The organism is Enterococcus sp. HY326 (assembly GCF_026157065.1).
GTDB lineage: Bacteria > Bacillota > Bacilli > Lactobacillales > Enterococcaceae > HY326.
On sequence record NZ_JANLGQ010000001.1, the window covers coordinates 17,917 to 41,768 of the forward strand.

Consider the following 23,852-nt stretch of genomic DNA (forward strand, 5'->3'; position numbering starts at 1 on the left):
CTACGGTCCAGTAGGTCCTCGGCGCAAATTTACAACTATTTTTTCTAAGAATGGAGCTTATTAACTTCCATTCTCAGTTTCTACTCTATAATTAGTTGCTCAAATCTGCTTCAGTGTAGTAACCAGTGTCAATCAATTCTGCAACGTAGTTATCTTTGTCTACAGAAACTGGTGTTGCCAAGTAAGTTGGTACCACTCTCACACCATTGTCATAAGTTTCAGTATCATTGACTGGTACTTCCTCGTCATTAGCCAAAGCCTCAATCATGTCGATAGTATTTTCTGCTAGTACCCGAGTATCTTTAAAAATTGTTTGGGTTTGTTCACCAGCGATAATAGATTTCACACCGGCAATCGTTGCATCTTGACCAGTAATAACTGGTAATGGTTGATCTGCTGAACCATAGCCAACCCCTTTTAAGGAAGAAATAATTCCCAAACTGATTGGATCATATGGTGACAAGACGGCATTTAATTCTTTATCTGTATAGTTTGCACTTAATAAATTATCCATCCGAGCTTGGGCAGTTGAACCATCCCAACGCAGGGTTGCAATTTGGTTGAAGTCCGTTTGTCCAGATTGGCAAACGAGTTGGCCACTGTCAAAGTATGGTTGGAAAACTGACATTACACCGTTGTAGTTGATTAAAGCGTTGTTGTCATCTGGCGAACCACCAAATAATTCAATATTGAATGGACCCGTGCCATTTTCTAAATCTAATTTGTCTTCAATATAAGAAGCTTGTAATACCCCTACGCTAAAGTTATCAAAGGTAGCGTAGTAATCTACATATTCTGAATTCATTAACAAGCGGTCATAAGCAATAACCGTGATATCTTCATTGTGGGCTTTTTCTAATACGTCGGTTAAAGCTGAACCATCGATGGAAGCAATAACCAATGTGTCTACGCCTTTCGTAATCATGTTTTCAATTTGAGCTACTTGGTTTTCAACTTTATCTTCCCCGTATTGTAAATCTGTTTTGTAACCAAGCTCTTCTAATTGATCCACCATGTTGTTGCCATCTTCAATCCAACGTTCTGCTGATTTTGTTGGCATGGCAATACCGACATAGCCTTTGTCGCCGCTACCGCCGGAATCTGATCCGCCGCTAGAACCGCAACCTACCAATAAAACCCCTAAAGCTAATGTTGCAACTACTGCTGCTGCCTTTTTCATATTGAACTTCATCTTGATCCCTCCAAATAATTTTCTTTACGGACTTAGTATAGGTTATTTTTGAACCGCTTACATTGAGTTTTTTTGGGAAAATCTTTATTTTTTTTTCGACATTTCAAAATTGCGAAAAAAAACTTGATTTATTTTTGGAAAAACTTGGATTTCTTTTGATTGCCCTGAAATAGGAAAATAAACCTATAAAAATCTGTTATAATAAGTCCAATCAGAGGAGATGATTTAAATTGAAAAAATTAGTGGTTTTGTTATTTTTCTTTTTATTTTTAAACGGGTGTTCCACTACTACCACCACAGCTGATAGCGAAACAGATGCGAGTACTCCTAGAATTGTAATCGGTTTCTCTCAATTAGGAACTGAAAGCAATTGGCGCAAACAACACACTGAATCGGTTCAAACCGAGCTGGAAAAAGAAGGCTATGAGGTGCTATACCGCAATGCCTATCTCAGCTTGGAACAACAAATTCAAGATATCCGCAGTTTTATTTCCTATAATGTCGACATTATCGTCCTCTCTCCTCTGCAAGAATCTGGTTGGGATGATATTTTACTAGAAGCACAAAAAGCCGATATTCCCGTTTTTGTTGTTGACCGCAGCATTGAAGTCAGCCAAGAAACCCTAAAAAAAAGTGCTGAGCTGGCTCTTGAAGAAGGTGCCGGCAAAGAACTAATGGTCACCCACATTGGTCCGAGCTTTAAAGCCGAGGGTAATCGGGCTGGGTTATATGTCAGCAATTATTTTCGCAATCAGGAATACAATGAAATCAAGGTCCTCGAATTGACCGGCAACGTAAATGCGTCCCCAACTATTCTCAGAAGCGAAGGCTTCTCCGAAACTATTCAGCGCAATTATCAAGACAATCAGCAAACGATTCAAGTCGTCGATAGTATCAGCGGCGATTTTATTCGCCGTAAAGGCAAAGAAGCGATGGCTGACTATATCGCACAGAAGGATATCAGCCAGATTGATGTTCTCTTTAGTCAAAGCGATGAGATGACTCTTGGGGCGATGGAGGCTTTAGGGGCAGCCGGTGTTACACCAGGAAAAGATATTATTATCGTTTCCATTGATGCCCAAAAAAATATGATAGATAAATTAAAGGCGGGAGAGGTCAATTGTGTGGTGGAATGTAATCCGAATCAAGGCATTTATGTCCGGAACGCCATTAAGCGGTTTTTAGAAGGCAAAACGGATTTGCCCAAGGAAATTTATGTGCATGAAACGGTTTTTTCCGATGATATGGATTTTAGCCAAATTCCCCCCCGCAATTATTAGGTGATTGTCATGAAGGATAGCAGTATCAAAGATATTTTTCGCAAAACCAATATCGTCATGATTGCCATCGCCATTATTCCGCTGTTGATTAGTGTGATTTTTTATACGCGGCAAATTTTTATCTATCAGCAAACCATCGGCAATATTCAAGAGGCCAATGCCGTTAGCGAAACCATGCGGGACCGGGCTTTGGAAAGTATGTACGATTTGGCTTATGGACAAATTAGTATCGAAGATTTTCAGGCGAATAATGTGATTGACGAGGTGCGGGAGGATATTTACCATATTCAAGAAAATGTCCAAAGCAATTCCGAGTTAAATCGTTTAGATGTTGCCTTACGGACCCTCAGCAATTTAGAGGATTATCAAAATCAATTGGTGACGAGTGTTGAAAACGATGAGAGCTACGAAGAAGGCGAAGCCATCCTCAGTAACGCTGAGGCGGTTGTTGATAGCGTCATTGATTTTCTCGACCGCTTTGTTCGACTAGAAATCGACTTGGCCAGTCAGACTAATCAAGAACTGATTCGCTCAGTTTTCTTTTTATCCTTAGCCCAAGGCGTCATCTTATTAGTCATTTTCTATTTTATTCGTCGCAATAGCCGTTTTTTACGAAAAAAAGTTGAAGACCCTTTAAAAAACTTAGTCGAGCTGTCAAAAAAATTGTCCAACGGCGAGTTAAATTTCCGGGCAGAGATTCCCGATACAATTGAAATGAAAAACCTGACTTACAGTTTGAATAAAATGGCGGAGGATTTAACCCAGTTGCTGGAGGAAAATGCTTTGAAGCAGTATCATCTGGCCCAAAGTGAAATCCGTGTCTTACAGGCACAGATAACTCCACATTTTATCTATAACAGTTTAGATGCCATCGTTTCTTTAATTGAGGCCGGCGATTACCCACAGGCGATTGAAATGACCTATGCCCTCTCCGATTTTTTCCGGATTTCTTTAAGCAAAGGCAAGGACTGGATTTCTTTAGAACAGGAAATTCGCCATGTGGAGGATTATTTAAAAATCCTCCAGATTCGCTATGGTGCCATGCTGAACTATACAATTAGCTACCCTGAGGAATTAAAAGAGGAAGAAATTTTGAAAATGATTTTACAGCCACTGGTGGAAAATGCGGTGTACCACGGGACTAAATTTGTTCGCAGAAGGGGCTTGATTGAAATTTCTGTTACTGCCACGACAACTGCTTGGCAAATTGTCGTCAGAGATAACGGCATTGGCATGACGCCAGAAAAGTTACAGGAAATCACTGATAACTTAAATGAAGGTTTACTTGGAGAATCCGAAAACGGCTACGGCCTGCACAATGTCTACCAGCGAATTATGCTGAATTATAATGGCGAGGCCAGCTTCAAAATTGAAAGTGTCTACCAAACGGGCACCAGTATTTACATCGCAATTCCTAAAAAACATTCCCAAGAGACTGCCACTTCAATGACAGCCAGCTTAAACAAGGAGGAAAATCATGTATAAGGTCTTTATTGTGGAAGACGAGCATTTGATTCGTGAAAGTCTCAGACAACAAGTCAACGACTTGGCCAAAAAACTGCCAATCGAATATCTCGATGAAGCGGCAGATGGTGAACTCGCATTATCCTCGATTTTAGATTTGCGGCCGGATATTATTTTGACGGATATCAAAATGCCCTTTATGGACGGCTTGACCTTTGCCAAGGAAGCCCGCAAGCTTTTGCCTTACGTTCGCTTAATCTTTATCAGCGGCTTTGACGATTTTGAGTATGCTAAAACCGCCATTCAAGTACAGGCGGATGATTATTTATTAAAGCCGATTAAAAGCGGTGAATTAGAAGAAGCCTTGTCCAAAGCTGTTAAAAATTTGGACCAGCAAAAAAAGCAACTGGAGGGGCCTTCAACAGATAGTGTCATCAAAATTGAGTCTCAAAAAAATTTACTTTTAAATAATTTGCTGTCAGGAACCATTGCAATTTCTGATGTCGTCAAGCAGATTGAGCCTTTTCAAAAAAGTTTAGTCGGCAAGAAAATTAATGTCATGCTGATTAGCAATCGAGACGAACATTTCTTAGGAGATTACACACAGTATGCCGAAAAACTAAATTTTCTTTATCAGACTGACCCACAGATTTTTTTCTCCAGCCTTTCCAGCCGTTTTATCAAATTACTAATTTTTGATTCCAATGAAAAGACTATTCTAGAAAAAAGCTATCAAGTGGCGCAAACTTTAATCAATGAATTAGAAGTCGGCAGCGACAATCTGGTGGTGGCCACAGGTCCCATTGTCGAACGAATTTCTGACCTGCCCCGTTCTTATCGTAAAGCTAAGGATATGCTGGATAGTTACGGACTGATTCGAGTGGAAAAAATCATGAGCTATGAAGATAATCTAAAAGAAGGTGAGCTCTCCCCCACCAATCCTTTTAAGATTGATTTGAGTCAACGTCTAGCTGATCTGACGGAAAAAGAAATTCCAAATTTCATTGCCGAGCTGTCTCAAGATCAAGAGACAGTCGAGCGGACCCGAATGTTTCGTTTTTTCATTTTGATAGAGCTCAAAGGTCTGATTTACCGCAATGAAAACATTGACCCTGATGAGATTGATATCGAGTTGGATAATATTGAACTGTTGACCACTGCGCCCAATAATCAGCAAGCCTTTCAAGGAGTTTTAGCCAATTTACTGCCGCAATTGTTGGCGAAAAAAGGCAATCCAATGATGCAAAAATATCAAAGTGTTATTCAACAAGCCCTAAACTATATTAAGGAAAATTTTGCGGATCCCAATATCTCATTAAAATCAGTGGCAGAAGTTGTCAACCTCAGCGCTGCCCATTTTAGTACGATTTTTTCTCAATCCACTGGCTCAACCTTTATCGAATACTTGACCAATCAACGGATTGAAAAGGCCAAGCAACTGCTGTTGACCACCGATTTGCGGCTATCCGATATCGCCTTTGAAATTGGCTATAATGATCCAAATTATTTTAGTTTTCTCTTCAAGAAAAAAGTTGAGATGTCACCAAAGGATTACCGACAATCAAATTTAGCCAGTTAAAAATAAAAAGGCCTCTAGCAACAGACTGGAAAGTCTTCCGCTAGCGGCCTTTATTTCGTTTTATAAAACAGCTAAGATGATAAAGTTAGCGATAAATAGTAAATCCACTACCCATAAAATTGGAGAAACTTCATTAAATTTACCTTTGGCAACTTTGATGATTGTGTAAAAAATGAAGCCGGCCGCAATTCCGTAGGAAATGCTGTAACACAAGCCCATAAAGATTGAAGCAAAGAAAGCAGGTACTGCATCTTCTAAATCAGTCCAATCAATATCTTTAAAGGAAGCCATCATCATGACCCCAACCATAATCAAAGCTGGTGCTGTCGCTTGATTCGGCACGATTGAAATCAACGGTGAAAAGAAGCTGGCAATCGCAAATAAAGCAGCTACAACAACTGAAGTCAAACCAGTTCGGCCACCGGCACCAATTCCGGCAGCTGATTCCACATAGGTTGTGGTATTAGATGTACCGAAAATTGCACCAACTGAAGTAGCAATTGCGTCGGCAAACAAGGCTTTATCCATTTTCGTTTTGAAGCCTTTACTGTCTTCCAAGGCTTCTTCATCTTCTTTAGAAAAGATGCCCGTCCGACGACCAGTTCCAATAAAGGTCCCGATAGTATCAAAAGTATCAGATAAACTAAAGGCAATGATTGTCATAATTACCTGAGGCAATTTACTAGCATCAGAGAAAAGTGAGCCCATTCCATCGGAACTAAATGCTGCCCCAAAAACCGTGCCCAATTCAGAAATTGAACTTCCTAAAGAATTTTCCGTCCAGTTGATGGCACTCAAGTCCACCACACCCATTAAAATTCCTAAAATCGTAATCGCCACAATCCCGATTAGAATACCGCCGCGGACATTTAACACGACTAAAATTGCCATCAGTGCAAGACCGATAACCGCCAAGATAATTGCCGGATTATTGAAATTTGCCAAAGCTGGAACAATTCCACCGTTGACGGTTGCGCTGACGATGGAGTCGCCAGAAATAGTTGCTGAATCAACAGAAGCTGAATCAACGGTAAAAGAAAGCAAGCCGGCATTTTTAATCCCCACATAGGCGACAAAAATCCCAATCCCACCACCAATTGCGTGTTGCAGGCTTTCAGGAATTGCATGAATGATTAATTTACGAATCTTGGTTACAGTAATAAAAATATTAATAAGTCCACAAATGAAAACCATCGCTAACGCCTGTTGCCAGGTGTAACCTAGCGCAAAAACAACTGTGTAAGTGAAAAAGGCATTCAGCCCCATCCCCGGTGCCTGTGCATATGGAACATTAGCAAACAGCCCCATAACCAGCGTTCCAATGACTGACGCAATAATCGTTGCTAAAAAGACCGCTTGGAATGGCATCCCCGTTTGCGACAAAATGCTCGGATTCACAAATAAAATATAGCTCATAGCAAAGAATGTCGTAACACCTGCCACAAATTCCCGCGAAACGGTCGTCTTGTTCTCCTTCAATTTAAAGAACTTTTCCATGTGATGATTTCCTCCTTAAAGTTAAATATTACCCTATCACAAGCCATGATTATAAAATCTTTCCGCAAAAATAGCAATGTTTTCCATACAAAAACTTCTCAATAAGTTTTTAATGTTCGTGTTTTATTGAAACTGAATTGTTCAAACTTTAGCAGATAACTTTTTTCACAAGCCAATCTGTGCTAGACTAGAACAACGTATAGATTCAGAAATGAGGAGTTTTTCATGAAAAAATTAATTGCGATTGACCTTGACGGCACAACTTTAAATACAGATTCACAAGTTTCTCCCCGCACAGCGGCTGTTTTAGAAAAAGCCAAACGAGCAGGTCACACAGTAACCATTGCTACCGGTCGACCTTACCGGATGTCTGAACATATTTATTCCCAGCTTAAATTAACATCACCAATGATAAATTTTAACGGCGCCCTCATTCACCTGCCCCATCAAGTTTGGTCTGGTGAGCTGGAAACCTTAATCAATCGAGACATTGCCTTTGAAATTTTAGCCCAAAAGCAACAGCTGAACTTAGATTTTGTGGCTGCCGAAAATAAAAATAGTTTCTACATTGACACGTTAGATAATTTTGATGGCAACTTCTTTGCCTCAGAAAAAGCCAGTGAAAAAAATATTTTATCCGCAAAGAACATGACCACCAATCCAAATTCTTTATTGCTGCGGGTCAACAATCCTGACAGCCTCAGTGTTTCTGAGCAGTTAGTCAAAGATTATGGCGATTATGTAGAGGTCAATACTTGGGGCGGACCAAATCCGATTTTAGAAGTGGTAGCGAAAGGTATTCAAAAAGCCAAAGGAGTTTCCCATGTTGCCGATTTATTAGGCTTTCAACAAGAGGACATCATCGCTTTTGGTGATGAACACAATGATGTAGAAATGCTAGATTATGCCGGCTGGGGCGTTGCTATGGCCAATGGTACTGACCAAGTTAAGGCTGTTGCCAACGATGTCACCGAAAAAACCAACGGCGAAGACGGTTTGGCAGATTATCTAGAAAAATATTTAGAATTAAACTAAAAAAAATGCGCCGAAGGTTGAGCCGCGACAGCTCACTTTCAGCGCATTTTTATTTTGTCTCGATTATCCAGGATAAATCTCATCAATCATTTCAACTTGGCCATCAGTTAACGCTTTTTTTAGCCAACTGTGGTCTATTTTTCCGGCTTTAGCTGCTGCAACTTTTGCGGCATCACTAGCAGCATTTTCCTCTGCCTTTTCAATCAAGTTTTGCGCATCTCCTTGAGGAATTACCAGTAAACCATCTTGATCACCTAAAACAATATCTCCTGGCATCACCACAACATGTCCAAGGGAAATTGGAGTATTGATTTCCCCTGGTCCTGACTTATATGGACCGGCCGGTGTCGTACCAGTTGCATAAATTGGACACTTCTCATCGGCAATCACATCAATATCACGAATCGGCCCGTCAATAACGATACCGGCAACCTTTTTAAAGTCCGCCAAATAGCGGTAAATAATTTCACCCAGCATAGCCCGCTGGCGATGCCCCTCATTGGCAATGACCACAACATCCCCCTCTTGCGCCATTTCCAATGCTTGGCTGACCATTAGATTATCTCCCGCATGGGTTTTAACCGTTAAAGCGACACCGCACATTTTTTTCACTGGGGAGCTCATTAACTTTAATTCTGGACTAAAGGTAAAACTGCGACTCATACAATCGGCCACATTAGCTGCCGGCAGTTTTTCAAACCTTGCCACTAAATTTTTTTCTGGTAACTTTCTCTTTAGATAAATCCGATTTCCAACTGACATGTTTTGCCCTCTTTTCTTATACATGATTTGTTATGGTAATTTTTTTAACTTTAAATTCTTCGGGATTTTCAAGGTAAGTCATATAAATTGAAACTAGTTTACGATTTTGACTCAGCCATAACTACTAGTAAGACTTATTTAGTTTAGCACAAAAAAACGCTTTCTCCGCTGATTTTGCAGAGAAAAGCGCTTAGTTTGGCGAAAAGAACAGGTTTAGTACAATAATTATGAAAAGCTGATTGCCTTGAGCAACCGCTGGTAAAAATCCTGTTTATTCGCAAAATCACTTAAATTTGAAACTTGACCATCACCAGTTTCAAGAACTAACCAGTGGTTTTTAGTTGTTAATGCAATTATTTCAAGTGAGCAGCAAGCAAAAAATGTTTTATTCAAAAAGTTAGCTAAATATTCTTTCGAAGAATTACTTGAGCTTTAACCTTATTCTTCTAATAAAGATTAATTGATAAAATTAATTATTTTGTTTTAAAAATCCATGAATACTCTCAAAATAACGTTTCTTAGAGCTTCAGGATAATCAGAATATCCTATCTTTTTCATAATTATATTCATTAGCAACACTGCTATCAAAAACTATTTAACACCTGATGTTAATTCAACAGTTTCTTCCGTTTTATTAGCTATTTTGCTATTGCTAAATTGATTAGTGAGCTTATATATTTATACCAACTTTTAATCATTTGATTGCCAATCTTATGTTAAAAATGCCGTTTTATATTCCATCACCTTTAACAAACTTAGCTATTGGCAACTTGATTAGTGAGTTTATACTCTACCTTTTCTCGATTCTCGTCGAGTGGTATAGTGCCTTTTTTATTTTACTTATTTAAACTTAATTCTTCTAATGTACTTTGGGTAGCCATTTGCATTAATTTTGTTCCAAATTGCTCAACAAGCCCTATTTCACTATCCATATAAAAACAGCATCTATGTTTCCTTTCTTCATTTTTCAGTTATTTCCATATCAACTTCTATTTTTATTTTTCCACTCTTATCTGAAGCAAAAAACTCTAGTGAAAAAGCAGGAGTGAAGTTTCCCTCTTTTTTACCAAATTCAACATAACAAGAACCATTGAAATTGTAGGATAATTCTTTGATTTTCATACCATTTTCTTTTAAATCTGTATCTTGAATATAACAAAGTTGATTAACACAAATATATTCTGACATTGCCTCTACCTTTAACTCTAACAGACTGTCATCTTCCCACATTTTTATAAGTTTAATATTATTCATAATTTTCCTTTCATTATTAATTATTTAAAATTTATCATCAAACAATCCTGTTATCTTATTCTAAGCATAATGAATTGATATTGTCTCTCCATTCGATAATCTTACGTCATTTTGCATTTTTACCCAACCACCTTCAAAACGCCATCTTGTATCTTTCATCTTAATTGGCAATTTTGTAGCATTCTTTAACGGGTTAAATTGTACTTCATACATAGCCAGTTGCTCATTTAATGTACTAGGCTTAATTCGGCCTGTATTACCTTTCCAAAGTACTTCTACAGGATTCGCTACACCCTTAGTCCACTGGTTTCTTCAAGATGTTCCAACAATTGTTTTTGGATTTAGTGTAGATGTTCCCAACCAATCAGCCTCCACTCCTTTTTCACAATATCAGTTTGATTTTTCAATATGCTCAATCGCTTGTAAAATCATCTTTTCAAGATACTATAGATTTAATCTGTATTTTTTGAATAGATTCAGTTCATACCTTGTAACAAACAGTTTTATTTAATCTACCTCAAATAGACTATCTTTCTTTGTCTCTATCTTGGACTTTCTCGATTGCATCAAGAATAGCTCTTTTTTTAAGATACTGCGGACGTTTGTAAAGCAAATCAAGCTGATGATATACAGTCAGAAGATTACTAAGATCATCTTGATTTCCTAATAATCCAATCAAGAAACAAGCATACAAGCAAGACTCCTCAAAATCATCGGTTAAAATCATATTGCACCTAGCAATATTTAATAAATCTACATACCCAGTTTCATACAACCCTTTCATGGCTTCATAACGCTCAAAATCATCACCCTGTTTTGCTGATTTAACCATTTCTAGCTGATTGAACGACTTCTCTACATGCTGAGGGGATGAATCTAAGATTTCATAAGATACTTTTCCTTTCATTCTTCTAATACTGAAATCTGAAAAAATAATATCTATAAATCCATCAGTAACTTTTATCCGAAAGTGGTAGAGCTTTTCTTTGCTGTTTTGTTTTAATCTGTTTACTAGTGCAGTATTTTTAAAACGTCCTTCTATATAATCGTTACTTTCTATACTTCTTTCTATCTGAACATGTTTTACCCCTATAAATACCAGGTCATATGTATATTCAGCAATATTAACGCTGACATACTCCCAAAACTCTTTATTATTTAGTTTGAGTTTTTCAAAATCATCATTTAAATCTGTATTTGATTCCAGAGTCAATATAACTTTATTATTTGATTTTTCTATTTCTAAATTCATAATTCTACTATCATGGAAGTAATCCTCCCATAGAAATTTACGAATTGCAAAATTATCTGGACAATTAATTTCATGTTCATCATTACACATAAATCTTAATCCGTCCCTTCTAAATTTGTATTCTAAAGAAACTCTTTTAGTGTCCATGTAATAAATCTATTGCATCCATAGAATATCTTTAATTAAGTTATTAATCGATGTAATGAAAGTTGCCAAAAAAAATAATCTGTTTCTGCCACAATCAAGTCTGCCTTGATTGACACAAATTCCTTCATCCACTCAACTTCAACTCAATTACAATTAATTCTTAACATTTCAACAGTGAGAATTTTATTCAGTACCTCCCACATCCCCCACTTTAAGGCAAAGTCTGAACCTCATTAGCCTGAGACAGATCAACTATCAGAACAAATGGTGGTTTTCCTTGAATGACATTATTTTGATCATCTATATAATAATCAAACTCGCCCTCCATTTTTTGTGCTATTTTGCCGGCTTCTTCTGGTGAATGCATTGCAAAATAGGTTATCCCGATGATGGCAAAAACTGTCAAAAAAAGTAATAGTAACGGAATGGTTTGTCGTTTTAGAAATAGACTCAAATTACTCTTTTTCTTACTCGACTCCACCATGCTTTCATTTGTTGACTTCATAAATCCTCCCCACTGCTCTTTCCATTGCAACAAGAAACTTTTTATTATTACCTTTGAAAAAGAAATTATTCTCAAAAATTTCAGATTTCAAATTACAATAATCACCAATTAAAATTTTATATAAATAAAAAAATTGCAAGTTTTTGAATACAATTTAATTAAAACAAGCAGCTTAATTATTGTCAATGACAATATAAATCAAGAATAAATATTATTGAAAACATAATTCAAAAAGTTATGTCTGGATTGTGTCTATATTCATAGCAAAAAAACACGAACTCAATTGCCCTTCCGACAAATGAATTCGTGTGTATAGAAATATTCTTTATGATAGTCTAACCTTCTAAATGATTAACTTGACCTGAGTTAATCGTGTCGATAATAAACTGGTTATCATTAAATTCTGCTATGCCAGCAGACAAAGCAAAATACTTTTTGGCTTTCTCTTCATCTAGATGCTGCAGATTAAAGGCTTTTTCGTAATATAAAAAATCTAAATAACTGGTAGATTTGAATTGTTTATATAGCTCAAGCCCTTGGTCACACAACGCAACAGCGCGGGAAAAATCCCCAAGACTTGAGTAAAATTTTGCGACATTATAAAAAATTTTGCTGACATTCTTTGTGACAAAATCCGGATTTTCTTCAATCAGCTGAAGAGATTTATCAAAGTGACCTCTGGCAAACTCCCACTCGCCTTTTTGAGCGTAGCAGACACCAATACTGTTAATGGCCAGACTTTTTATCATGACTTGCGTCACATTCATAGTTGATACTTCATAAAAATAGTACAGGGCCTTATCAATTTCATGAAAGCCAACGAGATTTATATTGCCAAAATTGTAATAAACCTCAGCCTTTAAATCACTATTTTCAATCTCTTCAACATCCGAGATACCTTCTAGTAGCTGATAGGCCTCCTGAAATTTAAATTCTGAAGTAAGGTCAATCACTTTAGCTAAAAGCGCCCGTAATTTTTCATCAAAGCTTTTCTCTAAGACATCATCAAAGGTCAACTTTAGTCTTTGACAAATTTCCCCGAGAATTTTCATGCTATCGCAGGCATTTTTTGTTTCCAGCACACTGATTGTTGCCTGATTACAAATGCCCTCAGCTAACTCTTGCTGGGTCAAACCCAATTCTTTTCTGCGGGTCGAAATAATCTTACCGTTAATCTTCAAGTGGTTCTCCCTTCACTTGCTTCTGCAGAATTCTAAAAAACTTTAGAAAATTGCCTCATAAAGAGGAACTAAAACAACTTTCTAAAGTTTAGAATAATTAAGGAAGGTACAGGATTTGAACCTGCGCACCGGTATAAGCCGGTTCGGCGGATTTCGAGTCCGCTGCATTACCACTCTGCCAACCTTCCGCAAAGACTATTTTTCGCTTTTTTTGGAATTTTGTCAAGTAGAAATCTTTATACAGGAGAAAGACATTAAAAAAGCCGCTACCTCTAAAAACGAAGTAGCGGCCACTATTCACTTTATCTAATGGTTGTCATGGTTTCATCTGAGGCCTCTTTTAAAAACTCGTCATAGTTAAAAATTATCTGAATCCATTTCTTAATCATGAAAACCGCCTCCTTTATTTGATGGCTTTATCTTAGGATTTTGGACTTAAACCAAGCTTAAGAAAAACAGCTGTCTAAAAAAATTCATATTTCAACGAAAAATGATTTGACGGAAGCGGCGGTTTCAGGCTATTCTTGGGAAGCACAAGAGATTTTTGTTCACTCATTTTTGACAAAAATTTCATATTTAAAAAGGTGGATTAAGCCATGACAGAGGCGCAAATGCAAAATTTAATACTACGGACCTGCCTTTTAGCCGGTAGAATAATGACTGAGTCAGGCTCGGAGGCTTATCGGGTGGAGGACACGATGCAACGGATTGCCACAAATGCTGGTGAACCGGAAAATTCCAGTTATGTCACGGCAACGGGACTTTTTATGAGCTTAAAAAGTAGTAATTACAGTCAGTTGGAACAGATTAAAGACCGCACGATTAATTTAGAAAAAGTCGTGGCGGTGAATCAACTCTCCCGCGAATTTGCAGTGGGAACAATCGACTTGCTGACACTCCATCAAGAGTTAAAAAAAATTGATCATGAAACACCGACTTTTCCTGCTTGGTGGCGAATTTTGGCTGCCGGGGTAATCAGTTGCACGCTCTTAATTTTATTTGGTGGCGTTTGGTCGGATTTTATTCCTGCTTTTCTAATCGGGGGCATTGGCTATACTGTCTCCCTCTATGGCATTTACTGGTTAGAAATTCGTTTTTTAAACGAATTAGTAGCGGCCTTAGTGATTGGCAGCTTGTCTTTTATTGGCTTCCGTTTGGGAATTATTGCGGATGTCGATACCGTGATGATTGGTAGTCTGATGCCTTTGGTGCCCGGTGTCGCCATTACAAATTCCTTTCGTGATATTCTGGCGGGGCATTTAATTAGTGGGATGGCTCGTGGAACGGAGGCGATTTTTACAGCGGGAGCGATTGGGACAGGTATTTATTTGGTGATTAAATTATTAGGCTAACGTATTTTTTTAGATAGAGGAGCAACCATGACAATTCTTTTAAATTTTTTCTTTAGCGGTCTGGCCACGATGGCCTTTGGAATCATTACCAATATCCCAAGAAGAGCTTTGCTTGCCTGCGGTGTTACCGGTGGGATTGGTTGGGTCCTCTTTCATTTTTCTAATGAAATGGGTTTAGGTCTGGGAGGCGCTAATTTTTTAGGCGCCTTGTCTGTGGGGATTATCAGTGTCTTTCTCTCCCGCAGGTACAAAATGCCCTTGATTATTTTCAATATACCTAGCTTGGTGCCGCTAGTTCCCGGTGGCCCCGCCTATCAAGCGGTGCGCCAAATTATGCAGGGAAATTATGAAGCTGGCCTGCAAAACATTTTGATTGTGATTATCACAGCTGGCGCCATTGCGATTGGCTTTATGGTGACCAACTTAGTCGAAAAACTAGCTAAATTTCTTTTGAAAAATCCTTATCAAATAAAGCGGAAAAAGCCTTAGTCAAGAGCTTTTTTCGCTATTTTTTTGTATAATAAAGGAAAGCAGTCAGGAGGTTTTTGACAATGAAAGATATTCTTACGATTATTTTGCTGTTAGGAGCTTTTGTTCTATTGGGCTGGAATGCATCGGTGCTGCCGAAGATTACCAAAAGCTGGGCCGATAAAAACAAACGGGATTCTTAGTCACTTGTTTGAACATTTATACATGCAAAAAAATCCAAACTAGCTTGGATTTACCTGAGGTTTCAAAGGCCTCATGGTAAAATTACCAGCCAGCTTGGATTTTTTATTTTGTTTACTAGTAGGTCAAATTTTAATTCACACCAGCAAATGTTGTATAAATTAAAAAGATATTTAAAATGGTCAAAACAATCGTTACCACCCACGCAGCATATTTTACGATTGGTCGATTAGCAAATGGGCCCATCAGCTGCTTGTCGCTTGTAAAAATCGTCAATGGAATAATCGAAAATGGCAGAGCAACACTCAAAAAGACTTGCGTGTATAAGAGTAAATCCTCTACTGCATTTTCGCTGCCGCCATATAAAATCACGCAGACAATTACGGGAAAAATTGCAATCAAACGAGTGATTAACCGCCGTAACCACATTGGCAATTTTAAATGTATGAACCCTTCCATGACAATTTGCCCAGAGAGCGTGCCGGTAATCGTAGAATTTTGACCAGAAGCCAGTAAAGCCACGGCAAACAATGTCGACAACAGAGGACTAGCAATCGGGCCAACAATTGAACTATCTTTGAGAGCATCATATAAATCAACGAAACGACCCAAATCACTGTTAGTGCCAAAGAATAAAGCACCACCCAAAACTAACAGTAGACAGTTGACAACAAAAGCAATCGTTAATTGAATATTCGAATCCCAAATCGTAAATTTAATTGCTTTTTTGACTTCGCCTTTATCGTTGCGATCAATTTTACGACTTTGGGAAATGGAAGAATGCAAGTATAAATTATGGGGCATCACAGTAGCCCCAACGATTCCTAATGCCAGAAACAACATACTGCGATTGGTAGCAATTTCAGGAACTGGAATAAATCCTTCCAGCACCTGACTCCAATTGGGATCAGCCAAAATAACTTCATAGGCAAAAACGAAAAAAATCACCGATATTAATAAGGCCACAACAATTTCGACTTTTCTAAATCCAAGCTTAGTCAATAATAATAGAAGAAAGACGTCAAAGGTTGTAATCAAAACCCCGATTAACAGCGGAAAACCAAATAATAATTGCAGGGCCACTGCACCACCGATAACTTCGGCAATATCGGTTGCCATGATGGCCAGCTCACTAATAATCCATAAGGCAAAGCCCCCGGCCTTACTTGTGTGCTGGCGAGTTGCTTGGGCTAAATCCATGCCGGTGACAATCCCTAATTTGGCTGCCATGCTTTGTAGCAGCATCGCAATCAAACTGGAAAGTAAAATGACACTTAATAGGGCATATTGATAAGAGGCGCCTCCAGAAATTGATGTAATCCAATTTCCCGGATCCATATAGCCGACAGCCACCAACGCCCCCGGTCCACTGAAGGCCATGAGAGTTTTAAAAAAGGAAGCATTCTTCGGTACTTCCACCGTACTATTAATTTCTTCGAGACTTTTTATCTCAGAATTTTCTGTGATATCTTCTTCTCCCATCCTGAGTCCTCCATTACATAAATTTTATTTCAACTCTTCACTTAATTTTTTAGGCACCCCTAAATTCATTTTTTATTATAGGACTTTTCTTAAAAAAAGTAAACGCAGACACCCTTTTTAAGAAAAAGCATAAGTTTTCTCACATTGGTCCAAATCAGACTTAAGTCTGGTGAAATCCCATTAAAATTTCGTTATACTGGTGTCATAGTTAAGTGGTCACGGGGAAACTTACAAAACTGTTCGTTAAGAATCGTTTTCTGTAGTGGCGCTGTCAAAATTATTTCCCTATAATAAGTGTAACAAGAACTTTACTAGGAAAGTAGCCAAAAGGAGCTGATGTTATGAGCGTTGCAACATCGAGAAAAATCATCAACCTAATTTCAATTTTAGGAATTGGCTTTAGTATCGCCATCACCTTTTATTTTATTCACTTGGGTGTCTTTAAGGACATCAACGCTTTACGCGGCCTCGTTGGCAACTCAGTGATTTTAGGCCCCGTCATTTTTATCTTAATTCAAATTTTGCAGGTTGTCATCCCGATTATTCCTGGCGGGATTAGTACAGCAGCTGGTGTCTTAATATTCGGTCCTTGGATGGGCTTCATTTATAATTATGTTGGCATTTGTATTGGCTCCGTAATTATTTTCCTTTTAGGACGACGCTATGGCAAACCTTTTGTCATGTCATTAGTCAGCGATAAAACTTATAACAAGTACATTAGCTGGTTAGATAATCAAAACCGTTTTGACAAATTATTCACACTGGCAATTTTCTTCCCAGTTGCACCGGATGATGCACTTTGTCTAATGGCCGGCTTAACCAATATCTCGGTTAAAAAATTCACTTGGATTATTCTTTTAGCAAAACCCGCTTCCATCTTCTTATACAGCATGGCTTTAATTTATGGCGGAAACTTGCTTTCAGGTTTATTAGGATAAAATAGATATCTGTGACAGAAGCGCAGTTGGCTTTTTGTCACAGTTTTTTTATACTTTAGTTTCAAAGGAGCTGCTTATGTCACTGAATTCTCATGCAAAAAAAATCAGCCGCCCTGAAACACAAAAGTTTCAGACTAGCCTTTTTCTAAACATTTTTTTATTCGGAATTTTACCATTACTGGCTTTACTTTTAAAGATAAGCGGCAATGAGCTTTCAAAAGCCCCTATAGATGGGGACATCTTTTGGCTGATTTTCAATAGTTTATTAGTTGTTTTCTTATTGGTGCTAGGTTTGGCAGTCCACTATTTGATTCTGCCAACAACTGAGGACAGTCAATTGTCCCTGCAAACTACTAAACAGCATTTGTTGTTTTCCTTATCCACCCTAAAGAATCATTTTTGGAGTAAATTTATTTTATTAGCCTGCTATGTTTTTATCAGCCTGCCAATCCTAGCTACAGGCTTCTTTTTGACAATGTTAAAAACACTGCCATTGTCAGCAACGCTACTTGATTTCATCTCCATTCAGCGGGTCCCAGTTATTGGCAGCTTCATTGTCTTGTATCTGGTTTTGTTATTTCTAGGCTTTCGTTTTCTGTTTGCTTTACCTTTAATGGTAACAGAGCAGAGCAGCCCTAAAATGGCCCTTGCGAAAAGTTGGCAGCTAACCTCTCAAAGAAAAAAATACATATTCGCTCACGTATTTTTCTCCCTGCTAAGATATTTTGCCATCTTGCTAATTGCATTTCTTGTTTGTTTGGGTATTCAAAAAGTCAGCGAGATAATCTGGTTCGAGAACGCAACTATAACCGGTAGATTTTTAGTCACCCTTTTGCAATATCTGTTTGTGTTAAATTGGGAATTCTTTCTGTTTAGCTTTTTTAAATGGCTGGTAAACGCTCTGAAAGAAAATTCTACCTTCAGACAACCCGTTAGTTTTTCTTCGGTAATTTTTACAGCAATCATTACCTTAGTTCCTTTCATCGGCTGGAATTTTTATAATTTTCAAAACCTACCAGTAGCGATAACTAACCAGCAGCCCACGATTATTTCCCATCGTGGTGTCAGCAATCAAAATGGTCTGCAAAATACTCTAACCGCTTTAGATAAAACCATTTTGGACAAGCCTGATTATGTTGAAATTGATGTTCAGATGACCAAAGATAGACAATTTGTGGTCTATCATGATTTCGATTTGCAGTCGCTTGCCGGTATAACTGGCAGCATTCCCCAATATAATTTAACCGACTTGGTTGGGCTGCCCTTACACGAGGGGCAGCAAAAAGATCAGTTAGCTAGCTTTTCCGATTATTTTGCTCAGGCTCGCTTACTCAATCAAAAATTACTAATCGAGCTAAAATCAGAGGCCGCCGATACGCAAGAAATGGTCCAACTATTTTTAGCTGAATATTTGTCAGAGCTAAAAGAAACAGGCAGTCTTTTACAAAGCTTGCGTCTGTCGATTGTAACACAATTAAAACAAACAGCCCCTGAATTAAAGATTGGCTACATCATGCCATTTTCAATTAGTCAGCTACCTAGTTTGCCGACTGATTTTATTGCGATTGATTATCGGACTGTGTCTCAATCCTTGATTGAAGGAGCCCATCAGTTGAATCAAACTGTTTTTGTTTGGACGTTGAATGATCAAAAAGCCATTCAACGTTTGGCAAGTTATGATGTAGATGGCATTATTACTGACAACTTGCCTGTGACCCAACAGGCCCTCAATCAAAATCAACTTCAGTATTCCAAGCAACTCCTCTCTATGAGCCTCGGCTTTAGCTAAAGAGAAGCCCCCAAGAAGCTCGCTGATTTTTTCGGCAAGTTTCTTAGGGGCTTTTATTTATACTCCTGGGAGTTATGTAGCAACCTGATACGCTGTAACTCCGGTGGAGACGTTCTCAATTTCTTCGATTCTTACTAAAACTTTAAATTGTAAATCGATTAATCTGATTTCATCTCGGGGAGCATACTCCATGACATTTACTGCTACTGTTTTATCATAAACATGCTCAACTCTTCCCAAAATTGATTCTTTTAAACCAATCGGCTGTCCATAGACATAGTTACCAATCTCAATATTCGTCATTTTTTATTCTCCTTTCTGTTATTATTATAATAACATGCATTTTTAAAAAAATAAATAGTGTAAACGATTTTAATAGCATATAACTTCAATTTTTTTAACATAATGAACGTTATCTAAGTTATTTAAATGTTTTAGTCTGTTTCTTTTTTTAAAACGACCGTTTTGTTACTTTTTTCTCAAAGATTTTTAAAAAAAACAATGAAATCAATTTAAGTTGGCTTTATCAAAGCAAATGCGACTTCCTGTGTTTCGAATGAAGTGGAAATTGTTTCCTGACGACTAGCTAATTGAGCTACTTTTTTGGCAATTGCCAATTCTGTCAACGTTGTATTTTGAAATTCTTTAGCAATGACCTCCTGTGAATAGGTCATCAATGGAACTTGCAGCCAAGCTGCCAAATCGATCAAAGCAGTTTCTCCTTGCAATTGTTGTGGACAGGCCAATTGACGAATACTAAAGGGATTAAGCATCTCTTGGTGACAAAACTTTAAAAATTCCCGCTTCAATTGTGCTGCAGATATCATCTTTGTATAAGAAACTCCTAGATAAAAAAGTTTAGGAACAATCGGGATAATTTTTCTATTGGTTACAATTTCTGCCCTCGTTGAGATAAAAAATACAGCCGCAAAATCATCCAAATCGCTGAAAGATGTGATTGGTGTCAGCCGTGGAATATCTTGTAAAAACGGTTGCTCTTGCAATAAGCCAATTTTGGCATCAGATTTTAAGAGCTGATCTAAATAATCCGGATTAGTCTTGTCCCTTGAATACCAGCCACGAACAGCTTTGACGATTCCTGCAAAAGTCGCTAATTCTGGGTTCTCTTCTTGGCCGGTAATCACCGCCGTTGCGTCTAAATCTTTCGCTAAGGTCCGTGTCAAACGATTGCCGTAGTTTTCCTTACCAGGTAGTAAACTGATAATAAATTTTCCTGCTTCATCTATCAAAAGGACAAATTTTTTTGAATCTGTCCAGTTTCCTTGAGTGGGAAACCTCTTTAAGAAATGACTGGTCGACATAAAGCAAATCAGCCCGTCGTACTCAGCCAATAAAGAGGTGAAAACCTTACTTAAATCTGTCTCCACAAAAAATAAAGTTTGCGAATCTGCCAACTCTTCCGGCAAAATTAATTCAGTTTGGATAGTTGAATTCATTTTTTCAATCGTCTGTTTTGCCAATTCTTTGCCCTTTTTAGTTAATCCAATTAAGCCAATTTTCACCTTTCCACCCCCACAGCCATCCTTACTACCTCTATTATAGCTTAGATTTTTTACAAGAAAAGTGAAAACGCTTCATTTTAAAACAAATTACTTATTTATTTTAAAAAATCGCAAAATTAGCTGAGAGCGAGCAAATATTCTATAAAATTTAAATAACAACAAAAAAGGAATCATTTATTTCTATTTTTTTTCGCAAACCAATTTTAAAATTTTTTTCAAGAGTATCCTCAGTAAAGGTGTAATGATTGGGATTACTCCAATAGTAAGAAACACCGCTATTCATTACGAAAGACGTAATTTTTGTAAATTAAAAGAAATAAAAAACGATTCTTTTGGCCTAAGTGCTATAATCAAATTGAGAAAAACATAAAGGCGGGATTAAAATGAAAAAACAAATGATTTTTTTGGGATTGTCTTTTTTGTTACTAAGCGGCTGTCAAAAAAATGAGCCAACTACCTCTAGCTCAAGCACCTCAACTACTGATACCATTAGCCAATCAGAAGCTTCTAGCAGCTCTACTAAAATAAGCTCCACAACAACTTCTACAACAGTAAGCTCTGAAGCTAGCACGAATTCTTCGACAGCCCCCACTGCAGTCAGAGTTTATTCTGAAGCTGAAAAGCAGGCTATAACTGAAACTTTTTTGACTTGGGCAGATAGTCGTGCTAAAACTGCTGGCATGGCAGTCAATTCAAATTATTTTGATCATGGTGCCAGCGGTATCGGCGATTGGTACGCCGTTACTTCGGATGGTTTAATTCAAGTGCAACAGCAATCTGAAAACGAACTGCCAGGCTATAACGCCTTTCCGTTACACAGCCTTGGTGGAATTGTCTGGTATTATTCGGTAAACGGGGTAACGGGCATTACCGATGAAGTAGATGACCCACAGAATTCGCCTAGCACCGCAGTTGGTTTTTCAAATGTGGCGGATAGCCAACAGCCTTTTACGAAATATATTTTAGCGGATAATGGTGTCGTTTATGAAGCCCAAACGAGCTCGGCCTTTTCCGATGGCTTTTATGTCGCTGGCGATGATGGAAACCTTTATACCTACTATTCACCAGAGAGCCAGCTAGTTTTCCAAAAATCACAAGACACCGCTGCACAAACTGAACTGCAAAGTATTTTGAGTCAGTATAACTAGCCAATTATTCTCAAGATTTTCTAATCTAAAAATAACTTTTCTTCGCTTGATTTATTGATATAATAGCTATTTGGAAGAATGATAAAAAAAGAAATTAGGTGTAAGAAAATGAAAAAAATTATGGGACTTACTTTAGTATGTGCAAGTTTCTTTGTCTTGAGCGCTTGCGGTACTTCAAATGATTCAACTAGTAGCTCTTCAAGTGAAACGACTACTACTTCAACTTCGGCTGCTACTCAAGGTGTGACGTTTACCAAAGGCTTTTACACGTCCAATCCAGAAAAGCAGGTTGAAATTAAAGGAACTGCTGATGAAGATGGAACCATTACCTTCAATAATGCCGCCGGTGAAGAAGAAGCTGTGGCGGTAACTGCTGGCGAAGACTTTACAATTAATTACGATATGGCTGAACTTGGCGACACAGAGGTTACCTTCACTTTTAAAAATGCAGACAATCAAAGCTCAAGCTATGATATCAAACTAATTGCCAATCATTTTGAAGAAGAATAGTAACGCTTGATTGTGCTTTCAGCAAAATCAAATGCTGATTCATTCGACAAAAAGGAGCAGACTCACCTGATACACTAGGTAAGCCTGCTCCTTTTTGTCGAATGAACATTTTAAAATCACAAGCAGAATTTGATATTGTACTGCTTTTGACAATCCTCTATAATAATAAGCATTAGCAAAGCTTTTCAAAGTCAGGAGGAAGACACCTTGAATAATAATAACGACAATAATAACCGAGCAGATGAGTTAATAAAGATTGCCATCGGTTTATTAATTCTTGCTGCTATAGTCAGCTTGGCCAAATTCTTTTTATAGCCTAACCTTAAATCGATGAGCCTGTGACATTAATCTTTTAACTGAAGAAATCCCGAGCTATAGTAAGTCCGAATCGCAAATTAACACCATCTAGTGGTTTTCACTAGCTGTCGTTCGTAAAGTTGAGCTTTGTTCTAACTAATGTCACAGCCTCAATCATAAAAAATAGCTTCAGCGCATCCTTGACGAAAAGTTTTATGTCACAGTTGTTACTAGTCTTTTTTCATGGACAATCCTTCAAACTACTTCTGCTAGACTAAATTTTAAATCGACCAACAACCTGGGCTTTTTTACATCTGAGCTGAATTTTCAATTTTGCCTGCAATTTACCGACAAATTTTTTTACTTCCCTACGAATGAAGTCTTTTGTTTTTGATGCCCATCAGCTATTCATTTCATCAACATCAATTGACAACAGCACCAAACAAAAAGGCCAAGCGATTTTGCTTGGCCTTGTTTTAATAGTATTATTTCACTACTAGCACGTTACAAGGGGCGTGGTTGACAACAAACGCGGTGGTGGAACCTACTAGCATTCTTTGAATTCTGCCTTTGCCTGTTACACCAATTACAATCAAATCAATATTATGTTTCTCTGGAAGCGTACTAGATATGAGTTGTTTAGGACTTCCCAACTCGACAATTGATACCGTGTTCGTGACTCCTTCGCTTTCAGCTAAGCGAATTTTGTCAGCAGCCTTGTTCTTAGCAAATTCCATTTCTGCATCTAAAACTTTCGTGTAGGCATAAGCACTATTGGAGATATCTGCATCGTTGATGATTATAGCAATATACAATTTGGCTTGGCTATTTTTGGCAATTGCCAGCGACTCTTCAAAGGCTTTATCGGCTTGTTCGGATCCATCTACAGCGACTAAAATGTTCTGATACCCATCTAGCATGATGTTCACCTCCCACTTAAATTTTACCATATTTTACAGGGTGATTCCTGATTTTTAAAAGGAAAAATCTTTTTCA

At 37.8% G+C, this 23,852-nt stretch carries 22 protein-coding genes and 1 tRNA gene; 10 read left to right on the forward strand and 13 right to left on the reverse strand.

All coding sequences use genetic code 11. The features are described from left to right. Window positions 1-91 precede the first annotated feature (91 nt). Entirely contained in the window at window positions 92-1,192 is a 1,101-nt protein-coding gene (gene chvE / locus ORH16_RS00080) for a multiple monosaccharide ABC transporter substrate-binding protein (protein WP_416207826.1), read from the reverse strand. 230 nt (window positions 1,193-1,422) lie between these two features. On the opposite strand from chvE, the gene ORH16_RS00085 reads away from it, so the two are divergent. Genes ORH16_RS00085 through ORH16_RS00095 form a run of 3 tightly spaced genes read left to right on the forward strand, consistent with a single transcriptional unit; the run spans window position 1,423 to window position 5,515 of the window. Then, a complete protein-coding gene (locus ORH16_RS00085; RefSeq protein ID WP_265455129.1) occupies window positions 1,423-2,472 on the forward strand; it encodes an ABC transporter substrate-binding protein in 1,050 nt (349 codons plus the stop codon). 9 nt (window positions 2,473-2,481) lie between these two features. Next, window positions 2,482-3,957 (forward strand): sensor histidine kinase, encoded by a 1,476-nt coding sequence (locus tag ORH16_RS00090; RefSeq protein ID WP_265455130.1) that lies wholly within the window; start codon window positions 2,482-2,484, stop codon window positions 3,955-3,957. Then, the gene (locus ORH16_RS00095; protein ID WP_265455131.1) at window positions 3,950-5,515 is read left to right on the forward strand and encodes a response regulator; all 1,566 of its coding nucleotides are present in this window, start codon (window positions 3,950-3,952) and stop codon (window positions 5,513-5,515) included. The genes ORH16_RS00090 and ORH16_RS00095 overlap by 8 nt, the downstream gene beginning before the upstream one ends. 60 nt (window positions 5,516-5,575) lie before the next feature. Here the strand turns inward: ORH16_RS00095 and ORH16_RS00100 are convergent, their stop codons facing one another. Further along, on the reverse strand, window positions 5,576-7,012 hold the full coding sequence (locus ORH16_RS00100; RefSeq protein WP_265455133.1) for an NCS2 family permease: 1,437 nt from the start codon (window positions 7,010-7,012) through the stop codon (window positions 5,576-5,578). 225 nt (window positions 7,013-7,237) lie between these two features. Between ORH16_RS00100 and ORH16_RS00105 the strand changes: the two genes are divergently transcribed. Beyond that, window positions 7,238-8,047 (forward strand): Cof-type HAD-IIB family hydrolase, encoded by an 810-nt coding sequence (locus ORH16_RS00105; RefSeq protein ID WP_265455135.1) that lies wholly within the window; start codon window positions 7,238-7,240, stop codon window positions 8,045-8,047. Between the two features lie 63 nt (window positions 8,048-8,110). Here the strand turns inward: ORH16_RS00105 and ORH16_RS00110 are convergent, their stop codons facing one another. The 7 genes from ORH16_RS00110 to ORH16_RS00140 form a co-directional block, all read right to left on the reverse strand. Further along, on the reverse strand, window positions 8,111-8,809 hold the full coding sequence (locus ORH16_RS00110) for an RraA family protein (protein WP_265455137.1): 699 nt from the start codon (window positions 8,807-8,809) through the stop codon (window positions 8,111-8,113). Window positions 8,810-9,769: 960 nt separating this feature from the next. Then, the gene (locus ORH16_RS00115) at window positions 9,770-10,063 is read right to left on the reverse strand and encodes a hypothetical protein (RefSeq protein WP_265455139.1); all 294 of its coding nucleotides are present in this window, start codon (window positions 10,061-10,063) and stop codon (window positions 9,770-9,772) included. Between the two features lie 60 nt (window positions 10,064-10,123). Next, window positions 10,124-10,276: a hypothetical protein gene (locus ORH16_RS00120; RefSeq protein ID WP_265455141.1), complete on the reverse strand. Its 153-nt coding sequence runs from the start codon at window positions 10,274-10,276 to the stop codon at window positions 10,124-10,126. Window positions 10,277-10,589: 313 nt separating this feature from the next. Beyond that, the gene (locus ORH16_RS00125) at window positions 10,590-11,462 is read right to left on the reverse strand and encodes a hypothetical protein (protein WP_265455143.1); all 873 of its coding nucleotides are present in this window, start codon (window positions 11,460-11,462) and stop codon (window positions 10,590-10,592) included. 211 nt (window positions 11,463-11,673) lie between these two features. Beyond that, entirely contained in the window at window positions 11,674-11,967 is a 294-nt protein-coding gene (locus ORH16_RS00130) for a hypothetical protein (protein ID WP_265455145.1), read from the reverse strand. A gap of 335 nt (window positions 11,968-12,302) precedes the next feature. Beyond that, complete coding sequence (locus tag ORH16_RS00135) at window positions 12,303-13,148, reverse strand: helix-turn-helix transcriptional regulator (protein ID WP_265455147.1); 846 nt, start codon at window positions 13,146-13,148, stop codon at window positions 12,303-12,305. 100 nt (window positions 13,149-13,248) lie between these two features. Beyond that, a tRNA-Ser gene (locus tag ORH16_RS00140) sits at window positions 13,249-13,336 on the reverse strand. Window positions 13,337-13,744: 408 nt separating this feature from the next. On the opposite strand from ORH16_RS00140, the gene ORH16_RS00145 reads away from it, so the two are divergent. Together ORH16_RS00145 and ORH16_RS00150 are read left to right on the forward strand one after the other, a co-directional pair. After that, on the forward strand, window positions 13,745-14,500 hold the full coding sequence (locus ORH16_RS00145) for a threonine/serine exporter family protein (RefSeq protein WP_265455149.1): 756 nt from the start codon (window positions 13,745-13,747) through the stop codon (window positions 14,498-14,500). A gap of 27 nt (window positions 14,501-14,527) precedes the next feature. Further along, the gene (locus tag ORH16_RS00150; RefSeq protein WP_265455150.1) at window positions 14,528-14,989 is read left to right on the forward strand and encodes a threonine/serine exporter family protein; all 462 of its coding nucleotides are present in this window, start codon (window positions 14,528-14,530) and stop codon (window positions 14,987-14,989) included. A gap of 312 nt (window positions 14,990-15,301) precedes the next feature. Here the strand turns inward: ORH16_RS00150 and ORH16_RS00155 are convergent, their stop codons facing one another. Beyond that, the gene (locus ORH16_RS00155) at window positions 15,302-16,651 is read right to left on the reverse strand and encodes an Nramp family divalent metal transporter (protein ID WP_265455152.1); all 1,350 of its coding nucleotides are present in this window, start codon (window positions 16,649-16,651) and stop codon (window positions 15,302-15,304) included. A gap of 341 nt (window positions 16,652-16,992) precedes the next feature. Here ORH16_RS00155 and ORH16_RS00160 point away from each other — a divergent pair, with 341 nt between their 5' ends. Both ORH16_RS00160 and ORH16_RS00165 read left to right on the forward strand, forming a co-directional pair. Further along, window positions 16,993-17,589 (forward strand): TVP38/TMEM64 family protein, encoded by a 597-nt coding sequence (locus ORH16_RS00160; RefSeq protein ID WP_265455154.1) that lies wholly within the window; start codon window positions 16,993-16,995, stop codon window positions 17,587-17,589. Between the two features lie 76 nt (window positions 17,590-17,665). Beyond that, window positions 17,666-19,378 carry a glycerophosphodiester phosphodiesterase gene (locus tag ORH16_RS00165; protein ID WP_265455156.1) on the forward strand — a complete coding sequence of 571 codons (1,713 nt, stop codon included), beginning with the start codon at window positions 17,666-17,668 and terminating at the stop codon, window positions 19,376-19,378. Between the two features lie 72 nt (window positions 19,379-19,450). Here ORH16_RS00165 and ORH16_RS00170 read toward each other — a convergent pair whose 3' ends face one another. Then, window positions 19,451-19,681, reverse strand: a complete 231-nt coding sequence (locus ORH16_RS00170; protein ID WP_265455158.1) for a hypothetical protein — start codon at window positions 19,679-19,681, stop codon at window positions 19,451-19,453. Window positions 19,682-19,890: 209 nt separating this feature from the next. Next, window positions 19,891-20,901, reverse strand: coding sequence for a cobalamin biosynthesis protein (locus ORH16_RS00175; RefSeq protein WP_265455160.1), 1,011 nt, complete (start codon window positions 20,899-20,901; stop codon window positions 19,891-19,893). Window positions 20,902-21,284: 383 nt separating this feature from the next. Here ORH16_RS00175 and ORH16_RS00180 point away from each other — a divergent pair, with 383 nt between their 5' ends. Together ORH16_RS00180 and ORH16_RS00185 are read left to right on the forward strand one after the other, a co-directional pair. Beyond that, window positions 21,285-22,049 carry a hypothetical protein gene (locus ORH16_RS00180; protein WP_265455161.1) on the forward strand — a complete coding sequence of 255 codons (765 nt, stop codon included), beginning with the start codon at window positions 21,285-21,287 and terminating at the stop codon, window positions 22,047-22,049. A gap of 108 nt (window positions 22,050-22,157) precedes the next feature. Then, on the forward strand, window positions 22,158-22,559 hold the full coding sequence (locus ORH16_RS00185) for a hypothetical protein (RefSeq protein WP_265455163.1): 402 nt from the start codon (window positions 22,158-22,160) through the stop codon (window positions 22,557-22,559). A gap of 782 nt (window positions 22,560-23,341) precedes the next feature. Here the strand turns inward: ORH16_RS00185 and ORH16_RS00190 are convergent. Then, complete coding sequence (locus ORH16_RS00190) at window positions 23,342-23,776, reverse strand: universal stress protein (RefSeq protein ID WP_265455165.1); 435 nt, start codon at window positions 23,774-23,776, stop codon at window positions 23,342-23,344. Window positions 23,777-23,852: the final 76 nt, after the last annotated feature.

Excerpts from the sequence above, each read along its gene's own strand:
- ORH16_RS00100 (WP_265455133.1), bottom strand. The coding sequence starts at position 7,012 with ATGGAAAAGTTCTTTAAATTGAAGGAGAACAAGACGACCGTTTCGCGG.
- ORH16_RS00145 (WP_265455149.1), top strand. The coding sequence starts at position 13,745 with ATGACAGAGGCGCAAATGCAAAATTTAATACTACGGACCTGCCTTTTA.
- ORH16_RS00170 (WP_265455158.1), bottom strand. The coding sequence starts at position 19,681 with ATGACGAATATTGAGATTGGTAACTATGTCTATGGACAGCCGATTGGT.
- ORH16_RS00150 (WP_265455150.1), top strand. The coding sequence starts at position 14,528 with ATGACAATTCTTTTAAATTTTTTCTTTAGCGGTCTGGCCACGATGGCC.
- ORH16_RS00180 (WP_265455161.1), top strand. The coding sequence starts at position 21,285 with ATGAAAAAACAAATGATTTTTTTGGGATTGTCTTTTTTGTTACTAAGC.
- ORH16_RS00095 (WP_265455131.1), top strand. The coding sequence starts at position 3,950 with ATGTATAAGGTCTTTATTGTGGAAGACGAGCATTTGATTCGTGAAAGT.
- ORH16_RS00190 (WP_265455165.1), bottom strand. The coding sequence starts at position 23,776 with ATGCTAGATGGGTATCAGAACATTTTAGTCGCTGTAGATGGATCCGAA.
- ORH16_RS00155 (WP_265455152.1), bottom strand. The coding sequence starts at position 16,651 with ATGGGAGAAGAAGATATCACAGAAAATTCTGAGATAAAAAGTCTCGAA.
- ORH16_RS00115 (WP_265455139.1), bottom strand. The coding sequence starts at position 10,063 with ATGAATAATATTAAACTTATAAAAATGTGGGAAGATGACAGTCTGTTA.
- ORH16_RS00185 (WP_265455163.1), top strand. The coding sequence starts at position 22,158 with ATGAAAAAAATTATGGGACTTACTTTAGTATGTGCAAGTTTCTTTGTC.
- ORH16_RS00125 (WP_265455143.1), bottom strand. The coding sequence starts at position 11,462 with ATGGACACTAAAAGAGTTTCTTTAGAATACAAATTTAGAAGGGACGGA.
- ORH16_RS00120 (WP_265455141.1), bottom strand. The coding sequence starts at position 10,276 with ATGTATGAAGTACAATTTAACCCGTTAAAGAATGCTACAAAATTGCCA.
- ORH16_RS00105 (WP_265455135.1), top strand. The coding sequence starts at position 7,238 with ATGAAAAAATTAATTGCGATTGACCTTGACGGCACAACTTTAAATACA.
- chvE (WP_416207826.1), bottom strand. The coding sequence starts at position 1,192 with ATGAAGTTCAATATGAAAAAGGCAGCAGCAGTAGTTGCAACATTAGCT.
- ORH16_RS00160 (WP_265455154.1), top strand. The coding sequence starts at position 16,993 with ATGAGCGTTGCAACATCGAGAAAAATCATCAACCTAATTTCAATTTTA.
- ORH16_RS00130 (WP_265455145.1), bottom strand. The coding sequence starts at position 11,967 with ATGAAGTCAACAAATGAAAGCATGGTGGAGTCGAGTAAGAAAAAGAGT.
- ORH16_RS00110 (WP_265455137.1), bottom strand. The coding sequence starts at position 8,809 with ATGTCAGTTGGAAATCGGATTTATCTAAAGAGAAAGTTACCAGAAAAA.
- ORH16_RS00165 (WP_265455156.1), top strand. The coding sequence starts at position 17,666 with ATGTCACTGAATTCTCATGCAAAAAAAATCAGCCGCCCTGAAACACAA.
- ORH16_RS00090 (WP_265455130.1), top strand. The coding sequence starts at position 2,482 with ATGAAGGATAGCAGTATCAAAGATATTTTTCGCAAAACCAATATCGTC.